Origin of the sequence: Pseudomonas sp. GD04158, from assembly GCF_029834875.1 — a bacterium.
Lineage (GTDB): Bacteria > Pseudomonadota > Gammaproteobacteria > Pseudomonadales > Pseudomonadaceae > Aquipseudomonas > Aquipseudomonas hydrolytica.
In genome coordinates this window covers 1-17605 of sequence record NZ_JAODYT010000030.1, presented here as the reverse complement: position 1 = coordinate 17605, position 17605 = coordinate 1, and the positions used below count along the sequence as shown (strand labels likewise).

15 protein-coding genes and 1 pseudogene are annotated in these 17605 nt (G+C 65.0%); 13 read left to right on the top strand and 3 right to left on the bottom strand.

The genetic code is table 11. The features are described from left to right. The first annotated feature begins 21 nt into the window (after positions 1-21). The 4 genes from rplQ to bfr all read left to right on the top strand — a co-directional run bounded on the left by rplQ (position 22) and on the right by bfr (position 4904). A complete protein-coding gene (rplQ, locus tag N7333_RS13220) occupies positions 22-408 on the top strand; it encodes a 50S ribosomal protein L17 (RefSeq protein WP_003243945.1) in 387 nt (128 codons plus the stop codon). Positions 409-609: 201 nt separating this feature from the next. Further along, positions 610-1989 carry a Na+/H+ antiporter NhaC family protein gene (locus N7333_RS13215; protein WP_129483037.1) on the top strand — a complete coding sequence of 460 codons (1380 nt, stop codon included), beginning with the start codon at positions 610-612 and terminating at the stop codon, positions 1987-1989. A gap of 182 nt (positions 1990-2171) precedes the next feature. After that, positions 2172-4322 carry a catalase/peroxidase HPI gene (katG, locus tag N7333_RS13210; RefSeq protein WP_129483036.1) on the top strand — a complete coding sequence of 717 codons (2151 nt, stop codon included), beginning with the start codon at positions 2172-2174 and terminating at the stop codon, positions 4320-4322. 117 nt (positions 4323-4439) lie between these two features. Further along, the gene (bfr, locus tag N7333_RS13205) at positions 4440-4904 is read left to right on the top strand and encodes a bacterioferritin (protein ID WP_003243949.1); all 465 of its coding nucleotides are present in this window, start codon (positions 4440-4442) and stop codon (positions 4902-4904) included. 151 nt (positions 4905-5055) lie between these two features. Here the strand turns inward: bfr and N7333_RS13200 are convergent, their stop codons facing one another. Together N7333_RS13200 and uvrA are read right to left on the bottom strand one after the other, a co-directional pair. Beyond that, positions 5056-6324 (bottom strand): M14 family zinc carboxypeptidase, encoded by a 1269-nt coding sequence (locus N7333_RS13200; RefSeq protein WP_012019777.1) that lies wholly within the window; start codon positions 6322-6324, stop codon positions 5056-5058. 98 nt (positions 6325-6422) lie between these two features. After that, positions 6423-9263, bottom strand: coding sequence for an excinuclease ABC subunit UvrA (gene uvrA / locus N7333_RS13195; protein WP_129483035.1), 2841 nt, complete (start codon positions 9261-9263; stop codon positions 6423-6425). A gap of 134 nt (positions 9264-9397) precedes the next feature. Between uvrA and N7333_RS13190 the strand changes: the two genes are divergently transcribed. Genes N7333_RS13190 through N7333_RS13175 form a run of 4 tightly spaced genes read left to right on the top strand, consistent with a single transcriptional unit; the run spans position 9398 to position 13106 of the window. Next, complete coding sequence (locus N7333_RS13190; RefSeq protein ID WP_129483034.1) at positions 9398-10792, top strand: MFS transporter; 1395 nt, start codon at positions 9398-9400, stop codon at positions 10790-10792. Positions 10793-10801: 9 nt separating this feature from the next. Then, positions 10802-11290, top strand: coding sequence for a single-stranded DNA-binding protein (locus N7333_RS13185; RefSeq protein ID WP_003243957.1), 489 nt, complete (start codon positions 10802-10804; stop codon positions 11288-11290). Positions 11291-11308: 18 nt separating this feature from the next. Continuing rightward, positions 11309-12193, top strand: a complete 885-nt coding sequence (locus tag N7333_RS13180) for a sugar nucleotide-binding protein (protein WP_129483033.1) — start codon at positions 11309-11311, stop codon at positions 12191-12193. Then, a complete protein-coding gene (locus N7333_RS13175; RefSeq protein ID WP_129483032.1) occupies positions 12186-13106 on the top strand; it encodes an NAD-dependent epimerase/dehydratase family protein in 921 nt (306 codons plus the stop codon). Before N7333_RS13180 ends, N7333_RS13175 begins: the two co-directional genes overlap by 8 nt. Positions 13107-13366: 260 nt before the next feature. On the opposite strand, the gene N7333_RS13170 is transcribed toward N7333_RS13175, so the two are convergent. Then, complete coding sequence (locus N7333_RS13170) at positions 13367-14050, bottom strand: OmpW family outer membrane protein (protein ID WP_003243965.1); 684 nt, start codon at positions 14048-14050, stop codon at positions 13367-13369. Positions 14051-14242: 192 nt separating this feature from the next. On the opposite strand from N7333_RS13170, the gene N7333_RS13165 reads away from it, so the two are divergent. The 5 genes and pseudogenes from N7333_RS13165 to N7333_RS13145 form a co-directional block, all read left to right on the top strand. Next, a complete protein-coding gene (locus N7333_RS13165; protein WP_129483031.1) occupies positions 14243-15016 on the top strand; it encodes a DUF3450 domain-containing protein in 774 nt (257 codons plus the stop codon). Next, entirely contained in the window at positions 15013-16362 is a 1350-nt protein-coding gene (locus tag N7333_RS13160; protein WP_129483030.1) for a MotA/TolQ/ExbB proton channel family protein, read from the top strand. Before N7333_RS13165 ends, N7333_RS13160 begins: the two co-directional genes overlap by 4 nt. Continuing rightward, positions 16355-16903: a MotA/TolQ/ExbB proton channel family protein gene (locus N7333_RS13155; protein WP_003243970.1), complete on the top strand. Its 549-nt coding sequence runs from the start codon at positions 16355-16357 to the stop codon at positions 16901-16903. The genes N7333_RS13160 and N7333_RS13155 overlap by 8 nt, the downstream gene beginning before the upstream one ends. 11 nt (positions 16904-16914) lie before the next feature. Beyond that, a complete protein-coding gene (locus N7333_RS13150; protein ID WP_012019771.1) occupies positions 16915-17325 on the top strand; it encodes a biopolymer transporter ExbD in 411 nt (136 codons plus the stop codon). Then, a pseudogene (locus N7333_RS13145) lies at positions 17325-17605 on the top strand (energy transducer TonB); the annotation flags it as partial. The gene N7333_RS13150 and the pseudogene N7333_RS13145, both read left to right, overlap by 1 nt.

Genomic DNA, 17605 nt, shown 5'->3' with positions numbered 1-17605 from the left:
AGTTTGGTAAGGAATTGAACCATGCGTCATCGTAAAAGTGGCCGTCACCTCAGCCGCACCAGCGCTCACCGCAAGGCCATGTTCCAGAACATGGCGGTCTCGCTGTTCGAGCACGAGCTGATCAAAACTACCCTGCCGAAAGCCAAGGAGCTGCGTCGCGTTGCCGAGCCGCTGATCACCCTGGCCAAGGAAGACAGCGTTGCCAACCGTCGTCTGGCCTTCGATCGTACCCGTTCGAAAGCCATCGTCGGCAAGCTGTTCAACGATCTGGGCAAGCGCTACGCCACCCGTAACGGCGGCTACCTGCGCATCCTCAAGTGCGGTTTCCGCGCTGGCGACAACGCTCCGATGGCTTACGTTGAACTGGTCGACCGTCCGGTCGGCGGTTCGGTAGAAGCTGCCGAGTAAGTTGCTGGTTGTACGAAGAACCGGGCCTCGTGCCCGGTTTTTTGTTGCCCGTGATTCGTCGAGTCGCAGACGGGCAGTCTTGGATGCGTGAATATTTTTCCGCACGTCGTGTTTGATATTGTGTACGTCCTGGGGCTCGGGTAAGGTGCGGCAGTCTCCGCTTCGCCGGTGTGCCGGCCCCAATAAGAACAATTGCTGATCATGTCCGAACCTACTGCTCTGAGTCTTATCCCGCCTGCCGTTGTCCTGACCCTCGCCATCTGGCTGCGTCGCCCCATCCTCGCCTTGCTGATCGGGGCCTGCAGCGGCCTGCTGCTGCTTTCGCCGCAGGATGCGCTGGGCAGCTTCGCGGAAATTTCCCTCAAGGTGATGCAGGACGAAACCATCGGCTGGCTGATCCTGGTGTGCGGCAGCTTCGGCGCACTCATCGCCCTGCTGGTGCGTACCGGTGGCGCGCTGGCCTTCGGCCGCAGCGCACTGAAGCTGGCCAAGGGGCGCCGCTCTTCGTTGCTGATGACCTTCGTGCTCGGCGTGGTGATCTTCGTCGACGACTACCTCAATGCCCTGACGGTGGGCGAGACCATGAAGCGCGTCACCGACCGCTTCAGAATCTCCCGCGAGAAGCTGGCCTACGTGGTCGACTCCACCGCCGCACCGATCTGCGTGCTGGTGCCGCTGTCCACCTGGGCGGTGTTCTTTGGCGGCCTGCTGGAGAACAACGGCATCGCCGAGACCGGTCAGGGCATCAACGTGTATATCCAGGCCATTCCCTACATGCTCTATGCCTGGGCTGCGGTGCTGCTGGTGGTGCTGGTGGCCGCTGGGCTATTCCCGGACATCGGGCCGATGCGCAAGGCCGAATTGCAGGCGCGCCACGGTTCCGCCGGTGCCATGCACGTTGGCGAGCTGAGCCCTGAGCACAACTACTCGATGAAGTCGCTGGAGGAGGAGTTCGAAGGCGCCGACAAGGAGAGCGGCAAGCTGCACAACTTCCTGGTGCCGCTGGCCATGCTGGTCGGCTTCACCGTGTATTTCGACATCGACGTGTGGATGGGCATGATCGCCACCATGCTGCTGACCCTGCCGTTCTATCTGGTGCAGCGCCTGATGCCGCTGTCGGAGATGCTCGATCAGATGGTCGACGGCTTCAAGACCATGTTGCCGGCCATCGGCATCTGCGTGGCGGCCTTCGTGTTCAAGGACGTCTGCGATCAGCTGATGCTGCCGCAGTACGTGGTCGAGACGCTCAAGCCCTACATGACGCCGCAGATGCTGCCGGCCATGGTGTTCCTGTGCATGGCGGTGCTGAGCTTCGCCACCGGCTCGTCCTGGGGCATCTTTGCCGTGACCATTCCCATCGTCATGCCTCTGGCCTATGCGCTGGGTGCGGACATTCCGCTGGTGATCGGCGCGCTGATGTCGGCCTCGGCCTTCGGCAGCCAGGCCTGCTTCTACAGCGACTCCACGGTGCTGGCGGCGCAGGGCTCGGGCTGCAATCTGATCAGCCACGCCATCACCCAGCTGCCCTACACCCTGGTGGCTGCCGCTCTGGCTTTCGTGGGATTCATCCTCGTCGCCTGAGCCTTGTTGCACGCAGTCGAAAACGGGCCCTGGTGGCCCGTTTTTTCATGTCGCTCTCGAAAGAAAATAACTATCGGGTCGTTACGCTTCATGAATTGGTTCGCCCAGCGAAGCGGGACTAGGCTTGTTGCATTGTCGGCCGCAGTCGAGGGGACCGACCCGATGAGGAGAAGGAGAGAACCATGTCCAACCAAGGTAAATGTCCGTTCAATCACGTCGCGGGGGGCGGCACGACCAACAAGGATTGGTGGCCGAACCAGCTGCGTGTGGACTTGCTGAACCAGCACTCCGACCGATCCAACCCGCTGGGCGAGAAGTTCAACTACGCCGAAGCATTCAAGAAGCTCGACTACAAGGCGCTGAAGGCCGATCTGGTCAAGCTGATGACCGATAGCCAGGATTGGTGGCCCGCCGACTTCGGCCATTACGGCCCGCAGTTCATTCGCATGGCCTGGCACTCCGCCGGCACCTATCGCACCACCGACGGCCGCGGCGGCGGTGGCCGTGGTCAGCAGCGTTTCGCCCCGCTGAACTCCTGGCCGGACAACGTCAACATCGACAAGTCGCGTCGCCTGCTGTGGCCGATCAAGCAGAAGTACGGCCAGTCCATTTCCTGGGCCGACCTGTACATCCTCGCCGGCAACGTCGCGCTGGAATCCATGGGGTTCCGCACCTTCGGCTTCGGTGCCGGTCGCGAGGACGTGTGGGAACCGGATCAGGACGTCAACTGGGGGGCCGAGATCGCCTGGCTGGGTGTCGATCCCAAGCGCGTCAACGATGAGCGTGAGCTGACCGCGCCGTTTGGCGCCACGCACATGGGCCTGATCTACGTGAACCCCGAGGGCCCCAACGCCAGCGGCGACTACCTGGCCGCGGCCAAGGATATTCGCGCCACCTTCTATCGCATGGCCATGGACGATGAAGAGATCGTCGCGCTGATCGCCGGCGGTCACACCTTCGGCAAGGCCCACGGCGCTGCGCCCGAGTCACACAAGGGCCCGGAGCCGGAAGGCGCGCCGATCGAAGCGCAGGGCCTGGGCTGGACCAGCAACTTCGGCAGCGGTTTCGGCAAGGACACCGTTTCCAGCGGTCTGGAGGTGACCTGGACGAAGACGCCGGCATTGTGGAGCAACAACTTCTTCGAGAACCTGTTCAAGTTCGAATGGGAGCTGACCAAGTCGCCTGCCGGGGCCAAGCAGTGGGTGGCCAAGGATGCGCCGGAGATCATCCCTGACGCGCATGTGCCGGGCAAATTCCACAAGCCGACCATGCTTACCACCGACCTCACCCTGCGTTTCGATCCCGAGTTCGGCAAGATTTCCAAGCGCTTCTACGAAGATCCGCAGGCCTTCGCCGATGCCTTCGCGCGCGCTTGGTACAAGCTGACGCACCGCGACATGGGACCGAAGGCCCGCTACCTCGGCCCGGAAGTGCCGAAAGAGGATCTGATCTGGCAAGACCCGCTGCCGGCTGCCATCCATAACCCGAGCGCTGCCGATATCGCCGATCTGAAAGCCAAGATCGCTGCATCCGGGCTGTCGGTCGGTGACCTGGTCTCCGTGGCCTGGGCTTCGGCCTCCACCTTCCGCGGTGGCGACAAGCGCGGCGGGGCCAACGGCGCGCGTCTGGCGCTGGCGCCGCAGAAGGACTGGGAAGCCAACCAGCGGGCGATCAAGGTGCTGCCGAAACTGGTGGAAATCCAGCAGGCTTCCGGCAAGGCGTCGCTGGCCGATGTGATCGTGCTGGCCGGTAACGTCGGTGTGGAGCAGGCGGCCAAGGCTGCCGGCGTGGCGGTGGACGTGCCCTTCGCTGCGGGCCGCGTCGATGCGCGCCAGGATCAGACCGACGTGGAGTCCTTCGATGTGCTGGAGTCGGCCGCCGATGGCTTCCGCAACTACAGCAAGGGCAACCTGGGTGTGCCTACCGAAACGATGCTGGTGGACAAGGCGCAGATGCTCACCCTGACCGCGCCGGAGCTGACCGCACTGGTCGGTGGCCTGCGGGTGCTGGGCGCCAACTACGATGGCAGCCAGCATGGCGTGTTCACCGACAAGGTGGGCGTGCTGTCGAACGACTTCTTCGTCAACCTGCTCGATATGAACACCGTCTGGAAAGCGGTGGATGACAGCAACGAAGTGTTCGAGGGCAGGGGGCGCAAGGATGGTCAGGTGAAGTACACCGCCACCCGTAACGACCTGGTGTTCGGCTCCAACTCCATCCTGCGGGCCTATGCCGAGGTGTACGCCAGCAGCGACGGCAAGGAGAAACTGGTCAAGGATTTCGTCGCCGCCTGGACCAAGGTGATGAACCTGGATCGCTTCGATCTGGCCTGACGCTGCGTCAATGAGGCGCAACGCCTCCCTCGTGGAGGCGTTGTGCTTTTGCTTGACCGAAAACCGCACCAGGTGGAGCATGGCCCCCTGCTTACGAATGCAACAAGGATTGCCGGCATGAAAGGCCATATCGAAGTCATCGACTACCTCAAGCAGCTGCTCAAGGGCGAGCTGGCGGCGCGCGACCAGTACTTCATCCATTCGCGGCTGTACGAGGACTGGGGCTTCAGCAAGCTCTACGAGCGCATCAACCACGAGATGGAAGAGGAAACCCAGCACGCCGATGCCCTGCTCAAGCGCATCATCTTCCTCGAGGGCGTGCCGGACATGGTGCCCAATGCCTTCACGTTCGGGCAGACCGTGCCCGAGGCGCTGAAGCTCGACCTGGCGCTGGAATACGAGGTGCGTGCGGCCCTGAGCAAGGGCATCGAACTGTGCGAGAAGCATCAGGATTATCAGACCCGCGACATCCTCCTGACCCAGCTCAAGGACACGGAGGAAGACCACGCCTACTGGCTGGAGATTCAGCTGCAGCTGATCGACAAGCTGGGGCTGGAGAAGTACCTGCAGAGTCAGATGTAAGCGCTGGTAGCGGCACTCGCCGTTTCCTCGATGAAAAAGCCGCGACGCCCTGAGGCGCGCGGCTTTTTTCTTGGCCAATCAGCCGTCCCGGTTGCGCTCCGGCGATCGGTGCGCGCGGCGCACCCTACGGGTTACGGGCCTTTCTGCGCCGCTATTCCTCGTGCGGATTGTCCAGCGGCTCGTCCACTTCCTGTCCGGGTGGCAGCAGACGATCCGTTTCGGCCGGGTCCTGTGTCAGCAGGCTGCCGTCTGCGGTGGCGACCAGGAGGGCTTCGAGCATCTCTCGGACATTGTTGCGCAACATGCCCTTGGACTTCTGGCCGCGGCTGTTCAGGCCCGTGATCTCCATCAGGATATTGCCGCCCAGAGGACCCTCGGCGCCGCTGGCCAGGCGTTCGCTCGCGAGCAGGGCGTAGGCGTTGCGCGCTATCCCCGGGTCACCACCGCCGCGGCGGATGCTGCCGTCCGGGCGTTCGTAGTAATAGTTGGTGATTTCCATATTGCCGAGCTGCATCGAGCGCTTCTTCATCACCAGGGCCATCTGCTTCGACAACGCCACCGCCGCGGGCGCGACGGCGGCATTGGTCGGCCAGACGATCGAGCCGGTGACCTGACGGCCCGGGCGATTGGCTTCGGGATCTGCTTCGTCGAGCACCACGGCCGGATTCTGATTGTGCACGTCGACCAGCCACATCGGCTGGTACTTGTCGTAGGCGTTGCGTACCGCCACGGCTTCGGGCACCGGATTGAGGCCCGGGTCGAAATGGCGCTGATCGGCCAGCCCGGGATTGCAGAGGATCTGGGGGCTCTGGCTCCAGTCCGGCCAGTGATAGCGATTGATGTCGTAGCTCCAGCGGCGTTCGCCATTCTCGGCGGTATAGGCCGTGACGTTGGCGCCGAGACCCTGGTCGAGCCGCTGCGGGTCGACGCTGCCGTCGTCGCGCAGGCAGGTGGCGCTGGTTTGGGGGGCGCTGAAATCCATGTTGCCGCGGCTGGCCCGGGCTGTGCCGTCGGGATTCACACGAGGGATGAAGATCACCTGCAGGTGGTCCAGCACCTGCCTGGAAAAGGCGCCGCCGGCTGCCAGCTTGCGCATCAGGTCCAGGGCGGCCTCGGTGCCGTGGGGCTCGTTGCCATGCTGCTGGGTGATGATCATCACCGCCGGATTACCCGTTTGCCCCAGGCGGGCCAGCCAGATGGGGCGACCCTCTCCGCTGCTGCCCGCTTGCTCCAGGGTGAGCGAACCACCGGAGCGGCGGGCCAGACCGGCGAGTTGATCGTAGAGTTGCGCATTGCTCATGAAGCCTTCGAGCGAGACCTGCTGCTGCTCGTTGATCCATGGGCCGTTCGGCTGGGCGGCTGTGGCGCCCAGGGGTAGCAGGCTCGCACCGAGTAGCAGGGAAGCGAAAGTCAGACGCATAGGGGGGACTCTCCTTGTGATAGGCGATTGTCCCGCCTGCACTGCCCGGGGGACCCCAGTTTGACCTGGCCCGGGCGTGGAGGTTGCGTCGAAGCTGCTTAGCTGGCGGTGCGCTCGCGCTCCAGCAACGGCTTGAGGAAGTGCCCGGTGTGCGACGCGGGATTGGCCGCGACCTCTTCCGGTGTGCCGGTGGCGATGATCATGCCGCCCTTGGAGCCGCCCTCGGGGCCGAGGTCGACGATCCAGTCGGCGGTCTTGATCACGTCCAGGTTGTGCTCGATCACCACCACGGTATTGCCGTGGTCGCGCAGACGATGGAGTACGTCGAGCAGTTGCTGGATATCGGCGAAGTGCAGGCCGGTGGTGGGTTCGTCGAGGATGTACAGGGTCTTGCCGGTGTCGCGTTTGGACAGTTCGCGGCTCAGCTTGACCCGCTGCGCCTCGCCACCGGACAGGGTGGTCGCCGACTGCCCGAGCTTGATGTAGGACAGGCCCACGTCCATCAGCGTCTGCAGCTTGCGGGCGATGGCCGGCACGGCATCGAAGAAGGCGCGGGCGTCCTCGATGGTCATGTCCAGCACCTCGGTGATGCTCTTGCCCTTGTACTTCACCTCCAGGGTTTCGCGGTTGTAGCGCTTGCCCTTGCACACGTCGCACGGCACATAGATGTCTGGCAAGAAGTGCATTTCCACCTTGATCACGCCGTCGCCCTGGCAGGCCTCGCAGCGCCCGCCCTTGACGTTGAAGGAGAAGCGGCCCGGGCCATAACCGCGCGAACGCGACTCCGGCACGCCGGCGAACAGCTCGCGGATCGGCGTGAACAGGCCGGTGTAGGTGGCCGGGTTGGAGCGCGGCGTGCGGCCGATCGGGCTCTGGTCGATGTCCACTACCTTGTCCAGGTGCTGCAGGCCGTCGAACGCTTCGTAGGGCGCCGCTTCCAGGCTGGTGGCGCCGTTGAGCGCGGTGGCAGTGATGGGGAACAGGGTGTTGTTGATCAGCGTCGACTTGCCCGAACCGGACACGCCGGTGACGCAGGTGAGCAGGCCGACCGGGATCTCCAGATCGACCTTGCGCAGGTTGTTGCCGCGTGCGCCCTTGAGCTTCAGCGATTTTTTCTTGTCGCGCGGGGTGCGGGTGGCCGGGTAGCGGATCCTGGTGCGCCCGGACAGGTAGCTGCCGGTCAACGACTCGGGGTCGGCCATCACCTCGTCCGGCGTACCCTGGGAGACGATCTGCCCGCCATGCACGCCGGCGCCGGGGCCGATGTCCACCACGTAGTCGGCCAGGCGGATGGCGTCCTCGTCGTGCTCGACCACGATCACCGTGTTGCCCAGGTTGCGCAGGTGGGTGAGGGTGGCCAGCAGGCGCTCGTTGTCGCGCTGGTGCAGGCCGATGGAGGGCTCGTCGAGGATGTACATGACGCCCACCAGGCCGGCGCCGATCTGGCTGGCCAGGCGGATGCGCTGCGCCTCGCCACCGGACAGGGTGTCGGCGCTGCGATCAAGGGTCAAATAGTCGAGGCCGACGTTGACCAGGAACTGCAGGCGCTCGCGGATTTCCTTGAGGATCTTCTCGGCGATCTCGCCACGGCGGCCGGTCAGGTGCAGATCACCGAAGTAATCGCAGGCATCGCCCACCGGCAGGCCGGTCACCGCCGGCAGGGTCTTCTCGCCGACCCAGACGTGCCGCGCTTCGCGGCGCAGGCGCGTGCCGCGGCAGTCCGGGCAGGGCTGGGTGCTGAGGAACTTGGCCAGTTCCTCGCGCACGCTGGCCGATTCGGTCTCGCGATAGCGGCGCTCGAGGTTGGGGATGATGCCCTCGAAGGGGTGCGAGCGTTTGACGATGTCGCCGCGGTCGTTGAGGTACTTGAAGTCGACGCTCTGCGTACCGCTGCCGAACAGGATCACCTTCTGGTGCTCGGCGGCCAGCTCGTCGAACGGCTGCTCCAGGCTGAATCCATAGTGGTTGGATAGCGAGCCGAGCATCTGGAAGTAGTAGACGTTGCGCCGATCCCAGCCGCGGATGGCGCCTTCGGCCAGGGTCAGTTCGCCGTTGACCAGGCGCTTGGCGTCGAAGAACTGCTTCACGCCCAGGCCGTCGCAGGTCGGGCAGGCGCCGGCCGGGTTGTTGAAGGAGAACAGCTTGGGTTCCAGCTCGCTGATCGAATGGCCGCAGTGCGGACAGGCGAAGCGCGCGGAGAAGATGATCTCTTCGCCTTCTTCGTCGTCCATGGGCGCGATCAGGGCAATGCCGTCTGCCAGGCCGAGGGCGGTCTCGAAGGATTCGGCCAGGCGCTGCTGCAAGTCCTCGCGCACCTTGAAGCGGTCCACCACCACGTCGATGCTGTGCTTCTTCTGCTTGTCCAGCTTGGGCAGCTCGTCCAGCTCATGCAGCTTGCCGTTGACCCGGGCGCGGACGAAGCCCTGCGCGCGCAGTTCCTCGAACACCGACAGGTGCTCGCCCTTGCGCTCGCGCACGACAGGGGCGAGCAGCATCAGCTTGCGGCCTTCCGGCAGGGCCAGCACCTGATCGACCATCTGGCTGACGGTCTGCGCTTCCAGCGGCACGTCGTGGTCCGGGCAGCGCGGCGTACCGACGCGGGCATAGAGCAGGCGCAGGTAGTCGTAGATCTCGGTGATGGTGCCCACCGTCGAACGCGGGTTGTGCGAGGTGGACTTCTGCTCGATGGAGATGGCCGGGGAGAGGCCTTCGATGGTGTCGACGTCGGGTTTTTCCATCATCGACAGGAACTGCCGGGCGTAGGCCGACAGGGATTCGACGTAACGGCGCTGGCCCTCGGCGTACAGCGTGTCGAAGGCCAGGGAGGATTTGCCGGAGCCGGACAGGCCGGTGATCACGATCAGCTTGTCGCGCGGCAGGGTCAGGTCGATGTTCTTGAGGTTGTGGGTGCGGGCACCACGAATGAGGATCTTGTCCAATTACATCAGCCTCGCTTGGCGAGCGGAAAACGGTCGAGTATAGGGCTTGCTGTTGTCCTGCGGCAAAGTGCGCTCCTGTATCGGTACGGTGAGGACTGCTAGAATCGCCGGCTGATTTTCTCGGGACTTCTTTGATGCACGATCTGCACAGCGAGCGCATGAGCAGTGGCGAGACCCGCGCGGCCGGCGGCCTGGCGCTGGTGTTTGCATTTCGTATGCTGGGCATGTTCATGGTGCTGCCGGTACTGGCCACCTACGGCATGGACCTGGCCGGCAGCACGCCGGCACTGATCGGCCTGGCCATCGGTGCCTATGGTTTGACCCAGGCTGTGCTGCAAATTCCCTTCGGCATGCTCAGCGACCGCATCGGCCGACGTCCGGTGATCTATGTCGGCCTGCTGATCTTCGCTGCCGGCAGCGTGCTGGCGGCCAACGCCGACTCGATCTGGGGCGTGATCGCCGGGCGCGTGCTGCAGGGCGCCGGGGCGATCTCGGCGGCGGTGATGGCGCTGCTCTCGGACCTGACCCGCGAACAGCACCGCACCAAGGCCATGGCCATGATCGGCATGAGCATCGGCCTGTCGTTCGCCGTGGCCATGGTGGTCGGGCCGCTGCTGACGCGCGCCTTCGGTCTGGCCGGGCTGTTCTGGGCCACCGCGGCGATGGCGCTGCTGGGCATCCTGATCGTCGCCGGGGTCGTGCCGAAAGAGGCCGGGCCGCTGCAGCACCGCGAGTCCGGGGTAGCGGCGCAGGCCCTGTGGCCGACCCTCCGGCATGGCGACCTGCTGCGTCTGGACTTCGCCATTCTGGCCCTGCACGCGGTGCTCATGGCCAGCTTCGTCGCCTTGCCGCTGGCGCTGGTAGAGCAGGGCGGGCTGGTCAAGGAAGAGCACTGGTGGGTCTACCTCACCGCGCTGCTGATCGGCTTCTTCGGCATGGTGCCGTTCATCATCTACGGCGAGAAGAAGCGCCAGATGAAGCGCGTGCTGCTCGGCGCGGTAAGCGTATTGCTGCTCTGCGAGCTGTACTTCGCCCTGTTCGGCACCAGCCTGCGCGCACTGGTGCTGGGGATCGTGCTGTTCTTCACCGCCTTCAACCTGCTGGAGGCTTCGCTGCCGTCACTGGTCAGCAAGGTGGCGCCGGCCGGCGGCAAGGGCACGGCGATGGGCGTCTACTCCACTAGCCAGTTCCTCGGGGCGGCGCTGGGTGGCATTCTCGGCGGCTGGCTGTATCAGCAGGCGGGGCTCGTCGGTGTGTTCATCGGCTGCGCTGCGCTCTGTGCAATTTGGCTGGCCATTGCTGTTACTATGCGCGAACCGCCGTATGTGACCAGTTTGCGCCTGCCGCTCGACGCCGCGGCATTGGCCGATGTCGGACTGGTCGAGCGCCTCAAGGCGACGCCGGGAGTGGCGGATGCCGTGGTGGTGGTCGACGAAGCGGCCATCTATATCAAAGTGGATACCCAACAAGTGGATCGCACGTCTCTGCAGCGCCTGATCGCATCGGCGCCAGCGGCGAGCGGAGCCTAGGAGAACGTTATGGCCCGTGGGGTTAACAAAGTCATTCTGGTCGGCACCTGCGGCCAGGACCCTGAAACACGCTACCTGCCCAGCGGCAACGCGGTGACCAACCTGAGCCTGGCCACCAGCGAGCAGTGGACCGACAAGCAGACCGGGCAGAAGGTCGAGAAGACCGAGTGGCACCGTGTCGCCCTGTTCGGCAAGGTCGCCGAGATCGCCGGCGAGTACCTGCGCAAGGGTTCGCAGGTGTACATCGAAGGCAAGCTGCAGACCCGCGAGTGGGAAAAGGACGGCATCAAGCGCTATACCACCGAGATCATCGTCGACATGCAGGGCACCATGCAGCTGCTCGGCGGCCGTCCGAGCGGTGACGAAGGCGGCGCGCCGCGTCAGTCGCGTCCGGCTCCTCAGCGCGAGCAGCAGGCTCCTCGTCAGGAGCGCCCGGCTCCGCAGCAGGCCCAGCCCGCGCCGGACTACGACAGCTTCGACGACGACATCCCGTTCTAAGCGGGCGGGCTCTAGCCTATGCGAATGCGCCTGATGCTGCTGGGCGGCGGTAGTGCCCTGGGGCATGCGCTGATTCGGCTCGGCGCCGAGGAGGACATCGGCTTCCTGGCGCCCAGGCCGCCCGAGTCGGGCTGGGATGCCGCCAGCCTGACCGAGCTGCTCGATGAAACCCGCCCCGATGCCCTGGTCAACCTGGCCTATTACTTCGACTGGTTCCAGGCCGAATCGGTGGCCGAGTCGCGCCTGCAGACTCAGGAGCGTGCAGTGGAGCGCCTGGCCGAGCTGTGCCAGCACCACGGCATCGTTCTGCTGCAGCCTTCCAGCTATCGGGTCTTCGACGGCTCGCGTGCCACCGCCTACAGCGAGAAGGAAGAACCGGTGCCACTTGGCCTGCGTGGCCAGGCACTGTGGCGCCTGGAGCAGAGCGTGCGGGCGATCTGCCCGCGGCATGTGCTGCTGCGCTTCGGCTGGCTGCTCGACGACAGTCGCGAAGGCCTGCTCGGGCGCTTTCTGCAGCGCGCCGAGCGCGACGACGCGCTGTACCTGGCCGATGACCGGCGCGGCAATCCGACACCGGTGGATGACGCGGCGCGGGTGATTCTCGCGGTGCTCAAGCAGCTCGATTGCGAGTCTCCCCTGTGGGGCACCTACCACTACGGTGGTCACGAGGCGAGCACCTCGCTGAGTCTGGGCCAGGCGGTGCTGAGCGAGGCGCGTCACTACCGCAGTAATCTGGTCGAGGACATTGCGCCACAGGCGCACTCCGCGCGTCCGGACGCAGCCGATGAGCCGCAACACGCGGTGCTGGCCTGCAAGAAGATTCTTCACACCTTCGGCATCAAGCCGCGCGCCTGGCGTGCCGGTCTGCCGAGCCTGTTGGACCGTTATTACCGTCATGGCTGAAATTCTCGTAACCGGCGGCGCCGGCTTTATCGGCTCGCACCTGGTCGACGCCCTGTTGGCCGCCGGTCATGGCGTGTGCGTGCTGGACAATCTGTCCATGGGCAAGCGCAGCAACCTGCCGCTGGACAACCCCCGTCTGCGTTTCATCGAAGGGGATGTCGCCGATGCGGCACAGGTCGAGCAGGCCATGGCCGGCTGCGATGCCGTGGCGCATCTGGCAGCGGTGGCCTCGGTACAGGCGTCGGTGGACGACCCGGCGGCCACGCATCAGAGCAACTTCATCGGTACCCTCAACGTCTGCGAGGCCATGCGTCGGCACGGCGTGCGCCGCGTGCTGTACGCCTCCAGCGCGGCCATCTACGGCAACAATGGCGAAGGTCTGGCCATCGATGAAGACACCCCCAAGGCGCCGCTCACGCCCTATGCCGTGGACAAGCTGGCCAGCGAGCAGTATCTGGATTTCTACCGCCGTCAGCATGGGCTGGAGCCGGCGGTGTTTCGTTTCTTCAATATTTTCGGGCCGCGCCAGGATCCCTCTTCGCCCTATTCGGGGGTGATCAGCATCTTCACCCAGCGCGCCCAGCAGGGGCAGCCGATCAGCGTGTTCGGCGATGGCGAGCAGACCCGCGATTTCTTCTATGTCGGCGATCTGATCGAGTTGCTGTTGCAGGGCCTGTTCGGCGAGGTTGTCGAGCAACCGGTGAATGTCGGCTGGAACCAGGCGGTCAGCCTCAAGCAGCTGCTGGCGGAGATCGGTGCGCTCTGCGGCGGCCTGCCTCCGGTTACCCACCTGCCGGCGCGTGCCGGCGATATCCGCCACTCGCGTGCCGACAATGTGCGCCTGCGGGCGCATTACCGTCTGCCGCAGCAGACGCCGCTGCGTGAAGGCTTGCGCCAACTGCTCGGGCTGTAAGCCGCTTGGGACGCGGGACGCCTCGACCCTCATCGGTATCGCGAAGACCCTGTGGCTGAGCCGTTCCGCATGCGGTGTGTGCAGCGAAAGATACGCCCTCATCGGTGCGCGCGGCGCACCCTACGCGTAGTCGGGCTATCGGCGTGCTATCTGAGGCACGCACCGTAGGGTGCGCCGTGCGCACCAAAGCTTGCCCGGGCTGTACATCGGGTAAATGAAAAAGCCGGCATCTGCCGGCTTTTTCGTTTTCGCGCGGGCTGTCAGAACTTGTAGCCCAGGCCGACCATGTAGACGAAGGGATCGACATCCACATCGACCTTGACCTTGTCGCCGGCCAGGTAGGTGGTGCCGGTGGTGTCGATGTCGATGTAGCGCACCTGGGCATTGAGCATCAGCTTGTCGGTGAGCATGTAGTCCATGCCGACCTGGCCGGCCAGGCCCCAGGAGTCCTTCATGTCGAGGCCGCGGAAGCCCTTGCCTTCGGCTTCGCTGCTCAGCTCGGTGTCGAAGAACCAGGTGTAGTTGATGCCGATACCGACATAGGGCTGGAAGGCCGAGCTCTTGTCTAGCGGGTAGTAGACGGCGCTGAGGGTCGGCGGCAGGTGCTTGAGGCTGCCCAGCTTGCCGTTGAGGCCGGCGAAGGCGCCGGGCATGCCCTTGACGCCTACGTCATGGCTGAACGGGGTGGCTGCCAGCAGTTCGATGCCGAAATGGTCGGTGACCATGTAGGCGAAGTTCAGACCCAACTGGGTATCGCTGTCCAGGGTGGCACCACTGCCGGGGACCTTACCGAGCACGGCGTGGTCGATATTGCCGCTGTCTTCGCGCGGGTCGACGGTGATTGCACCGGCACGCAGGATGATGTCGCCGGCCTGGTGAGCCTGGGCGACAGGGGCGGCGATGGCGAGGGCCAGCAGGGAGGCAGTGAACAGCGATTTGTACATGGCGAGCTCCAGTTCGAGTCGGTTGTGTCTTTGGCTGGGTTCAATGCTAAGCCACGCAACAATTCGCTTTTTGACCTGGCTCAATAGATCGGCGGGCTCTGCCGAGCTGTTTTGTCCATTGATTCGAATGCGTACGTAGATGATAATGTTTCTCTTTTTGCAGCAAGCCCGTCTGTCGAGGACCCTCTCCGCATGAATCGCTTCCCCCTCCGCTCCCTGGCCGCCGCCCTGATGCTGGCCAGCGGTTCGCTGGCTGCCGCACCGCTCGATGCGGCGCTGGACGAAAGCCAGCGTCTGGCCGCCGAGGCCAAAGCCTCTCAGGGCCGTGTCGAGCAGCTGGACGACGCCAGCCGCGAGATGCTCAATGAGTACCGTAACGCCTTGCAGCAGGCCGAGGCTTTGAAAGGTTATAACAGTCAACTTCGTGACCTGGTCGAAGCCCAGCGTCAGGAGCTGGCCAGTTATCAGAAGCAGCTCGATGGCATCGAGCGTACCCAGGAAGCGGTGAGCCCGCAGATGGTCAAGATGGTCGAGGTGCTGGGTGAGTTCATCGCCGCCGACCTGCCGTTTCTGCCCGAAGAACGTGAAGACCGTCTGGCTCAACTGCAGGACCTGCTGCCGCGCGCTGACGTGAGTCTGGCCGACAAATACCGCCGTATCCTCGAGGCCTACCAGATCGAGAGCGATTATGGCCGCACGCTCGAAGCCTGGCGCGGCGAGCTGAATCAGGCAGACGGTGGTTCGCGCAGTGTCGAGTTCCTGCGCCTGGGCCGCAGCATGCTCTATTACCAGACCCTCGATGCGCACGAGAGCGGCTGGTGGAACCCACAGACCAAGGCATGGGAAGTGCTCGACGGCAGCGCACGTCGTCCGTTGACCCAGGCCATCGCCATCGCCCGTCAGCAGCAGGCGCCTGCCGTGCTGTCCCTGCCGATCAAGACCTTGGCCGAGGAGGCCGCACAATGAGTCGTCGTGTTGTAGCCGTACTGGCGCTCAGCCTGTTGCCGGCACTGGCCGCCGTGGCCGAAACCCTCAACCCTGACCAACTGCTTCAGCGCATCCGCAGCGAGCGCGCTGCCGAAGTCAGCGCCATGCAGGAACGCGAACAGGCGTTTCTCTCCAAGCGCAGCGAGCAGGCTCAGTTGCTGGCTGCCGCGCGCTCCGCACTGAATACCCAGAAGGCCGAAAGCGAGCGTCTGAAGGCCGAGTTCGACCGCCAGGAGGCCGAGCTGGCCGAGCAGGAGAAACTGCTGGCGCAGCGCGTCGGTCATCTTGGCGAGTTGTTTGGCGTGGTGCGCCAGAGCGCCGGCGATGTTGCCGGGCAATGGCAGGACAGCCTGCTCAACGCCCAGTACCCGGAGCGCCTCAAGCGCCTCAAGGCATTGGCTGAAAGCCGCTCGCTGCCGTCCGCCGAGGATCTCGACGGCTACTGGATGCTGCTGCTCGAAGACCTGGCCGCCAGCGGCCGTATCGAGCGCCTGCAACTGCCGGTGGTGAGTGCCGATGGTTCGCGCCAGGAGCAACAGGTGCTGCGTGTGGGGGGCTTCGCTGTGTATGGCGAGGATGCCTTCCTGCGCTACGACGCCGATGCCGGGCAGCTGGTGGCGCCGCCGCGTCAGCCGTCCGGCCTGGGCCAGGTCAGGGACTACCTGAGCAGCTCCGACACGCTCGCCACGCTGCCCATCGACCCGAGCCGTGGCAGCCTGCTGGCGCAGCTGCAGCAGCAGCCGACCCTGTGGGATCGTCTGCAACAGGGTGGTCTGGTCGGTTGGGTGATCGTCGTGCTGGGCGCTTTCGGCCTGCTTCTGGCTGTGTGGCGCATGGTCTATCTGGGCCGCGTCGGCGGCGGCGTCAAGGCGCAGATGCATGACCTCAGCGCGCCGCGCAATGACAACCCGCTGGGTCGGGTGATCGGTGTGCTGGGCGCCAAGCCGCAACTGGCTGACCTGGAGACCCTGGAGCTGAAGCTGGACGAGGCGATCCTGCAGGAGACCCCGCCGCTGGAAAAAGGCCAGGGCCTGCTCAAACTGCTCGCCGCCGTGGCGCCGCTGCTCGGTCTGCTGGGCACCGTGACCGGCATGATCGTCACCTTCCAGGCCATCACCCAGAGCGGTGGCGGCGACTCGCGTCTGATGGCCGACGGCATTTCCCAGGCCCTGGTGACCACCGTGCTGGGCCTGGTGGTGGCCATCCCGCTGCTGTTCCTGCATAGCCTGCTGGCCAGCCGCAGCAAGGGCCTGATCCAGATCCTGGAGCAGCAGAGCGCCGGTCTGATCGCCCTGCATCTGTCGGGAGCGCCGCGCCGTGACTGATCTGTTCGCCTTCTGGCTGCGCGTGGTCGACAGTGCCTATGCACTGCTCGATTTCATGAGCGCCGGCGGCGTGGTGATGTGGGCGCTGGCGCTGCTCTGCGTGGTGTTCTGGACCCTGGTGTTCGAGCGCTTCTGGTACATGCGGCGGATCTTCCCGCGCTGGGTGCAGGAACGCCGCGAGGCCTGGCAGCAGGTGCTGGCCGATGACAACGGCAACTGGCAGCGCGCCGTGCGCCTGGCCTGGCTGGCGCAGGCGCGTCAGCAACTGGCAGCGCCGCTGCGCCTGGGCAAGACCCTGGTGGCGCTGTATCCGCTGCTGGGGCTGCTCGGCACCGTGCTGGGCATGATCGCCGTGTTCGACGTGCTCGCCCTCAACGGCACCGGCAACCCACGCGGCATGGCCGCAGGCGTCTGGCAGGCGACCCTGCCGACCATGGCCGGCATGGTCCTGGCCATCCCCGGATTGTTCAGCCTGGCACGCCTCGAGCGCGAAGCCAGCCAGGCCATCGAGCGGCTGGCCGACCAGCTGCGTCACGACTGAGATCGCCCAACATGAGAATGCGTCGTCACCACCAGCAGGACGAAGACACCGGCATCGACCTCACGCCGATGCTCGACGTGGTCTTCATCATGCTGATCTTCTTCATCGTCACCAGCTCGTTCATTCGCGAGTCCGGGGTCGAAGTACAGCGCCCGCAGGCGGAAACCGCCAATCCGCAGGACAAGGGCAACATCCTCATCGCCGTCACCGCCGACGGGCAGATCTGGATGGACAAGCAGTCGGTGGACATCCGCAGCGTGCGCGCCCATGTCGAGCGCATGCGCGTCGATCAGCCGGAAGGTGCCGTAGTGGTGCAGGCCGACAAGGATGCGCGTACCGGCCTGGTCGTCCAGGTGATGGATCAGGCGCGTCTGGCCGGTGTGCAGGATGTCGCGCTGGCTGCCGGTAGCGGAGTCAACTGATGCGCCTGCCGCTGTCTTTTCTCGGCGCCTGCCTGATGGCCCTGGGGCTGTTCGCCCTGATGCTGTACATGGTCGCGCCGCCGAGCGCCAAGGTCAGCCAGGACCCGGTCAGCGTGGCCAACTTCGTGCGCATGGACGGCAACACCAGCGAGACCGCCAGCCGTACCCGTCAGCAGGCACCGCAGCCGCCGCAGCCGCAAACACCGCAGCCCCCTACGCCGCCGACGCCGCAAACGGCCACGCCGAATGCCAACCTGCCGGCGCTGGACATCCAGCTGCC

Excerpts from the sequence above, each read along its gene's own strand:
- rplQ (WP_003243945.1), top strand. The coding sequence starts at position 22 with ATGCGTCATCGTAAAAGTGGCCGTCACCTCAGCCGCACCAGCGCTCAC.
- N7333_RS13215 (WP_129483037.1), top strand. The coding sequence starts at position 610 with ATGTCCGAACCTACTGCTCTGAGTCTTATCCCGCCTGCCGTTGTCCTG.
- katG (WP_129483036.1), top strand. The coding sequence starts at position 2,172 with ATGTCCAACCAAGGTAAATGTCCGTTCAATCACGTCGCGGGGGGCGGC.
- bfr (WP_003243949.1), top strand. The coding sequence starts at position 4,440 with ATGAAAGGCCATATCGAAGTCATCGACTACCTCAAGCAGCTGCTCAAG.
- N7333_RS13200 (WP_012019777.1), bottom strand. The coding sequence starts at position 6,324 with ATGCGTCTGACTTTCGCTTCCCTGCTACTCGGTGCGAGCCTGCTACCC.
- N7333_RS13190 (WP_129483034.1), top strand. The coding sequence starts at position 9,398 with ATGCACGATCTGCACAGCGAGCGCATGAGCAGTGGCGAGACCCGCGCG.
- N7333_RS13185 (WP_003243957.1), top strand. The coding sequence starts at position 10,802 with ATGGCCCGTGGGGTTAACAAAGTCATTCTGGTCGGCACCTGCGGCCAG.
- N7333_RS13180 (WP_129483033.1), top strand. The coding sequence starts at position 11,309 with ATGCGAATGCGCCTGATGCTGCTGGGCGGCGGTAGTGCCCTGGGGCAT.
- N7333_RS13175 (WP_129483032.1), top strand. The coding sequence starts at position 12,186 with ATGGCTGAAATTCTCGTAACCGGCGGCGCCGGCTTTATCGGCTCGCAC.
- N7333_RS13170 (WP_003243965.1), bottom strand. The coding sequence starts at position 14,050 with ATGTACAAATCGCTGTTCACTGCCTCCCTGCTGGCCCTCGCCATCGCC.
- N7333_RS13165 (WP_129483031.1), top strand. The coding sequence starts at position 14,243 with ATGAATCGCTTCCCCCTCCGCTCCCTGGCCGCCGCCCTGATGCTGGCC.
- N7333_RS13160 (WP_129483030.1), top strand. The coding sequence starts at position 15,013 with ATGAGTCGTCGTGTTGTAGCCGTACTGGCGCTCAGCCTGTTGCCGGCA.
- N7333_RS13150 (WP_012019771.1), top strand. The coding sequence starts at position 16,915 with ATGAGAATGCGTCGTCACCACCAGCAGGACGAAGACACCGGCATCGAC.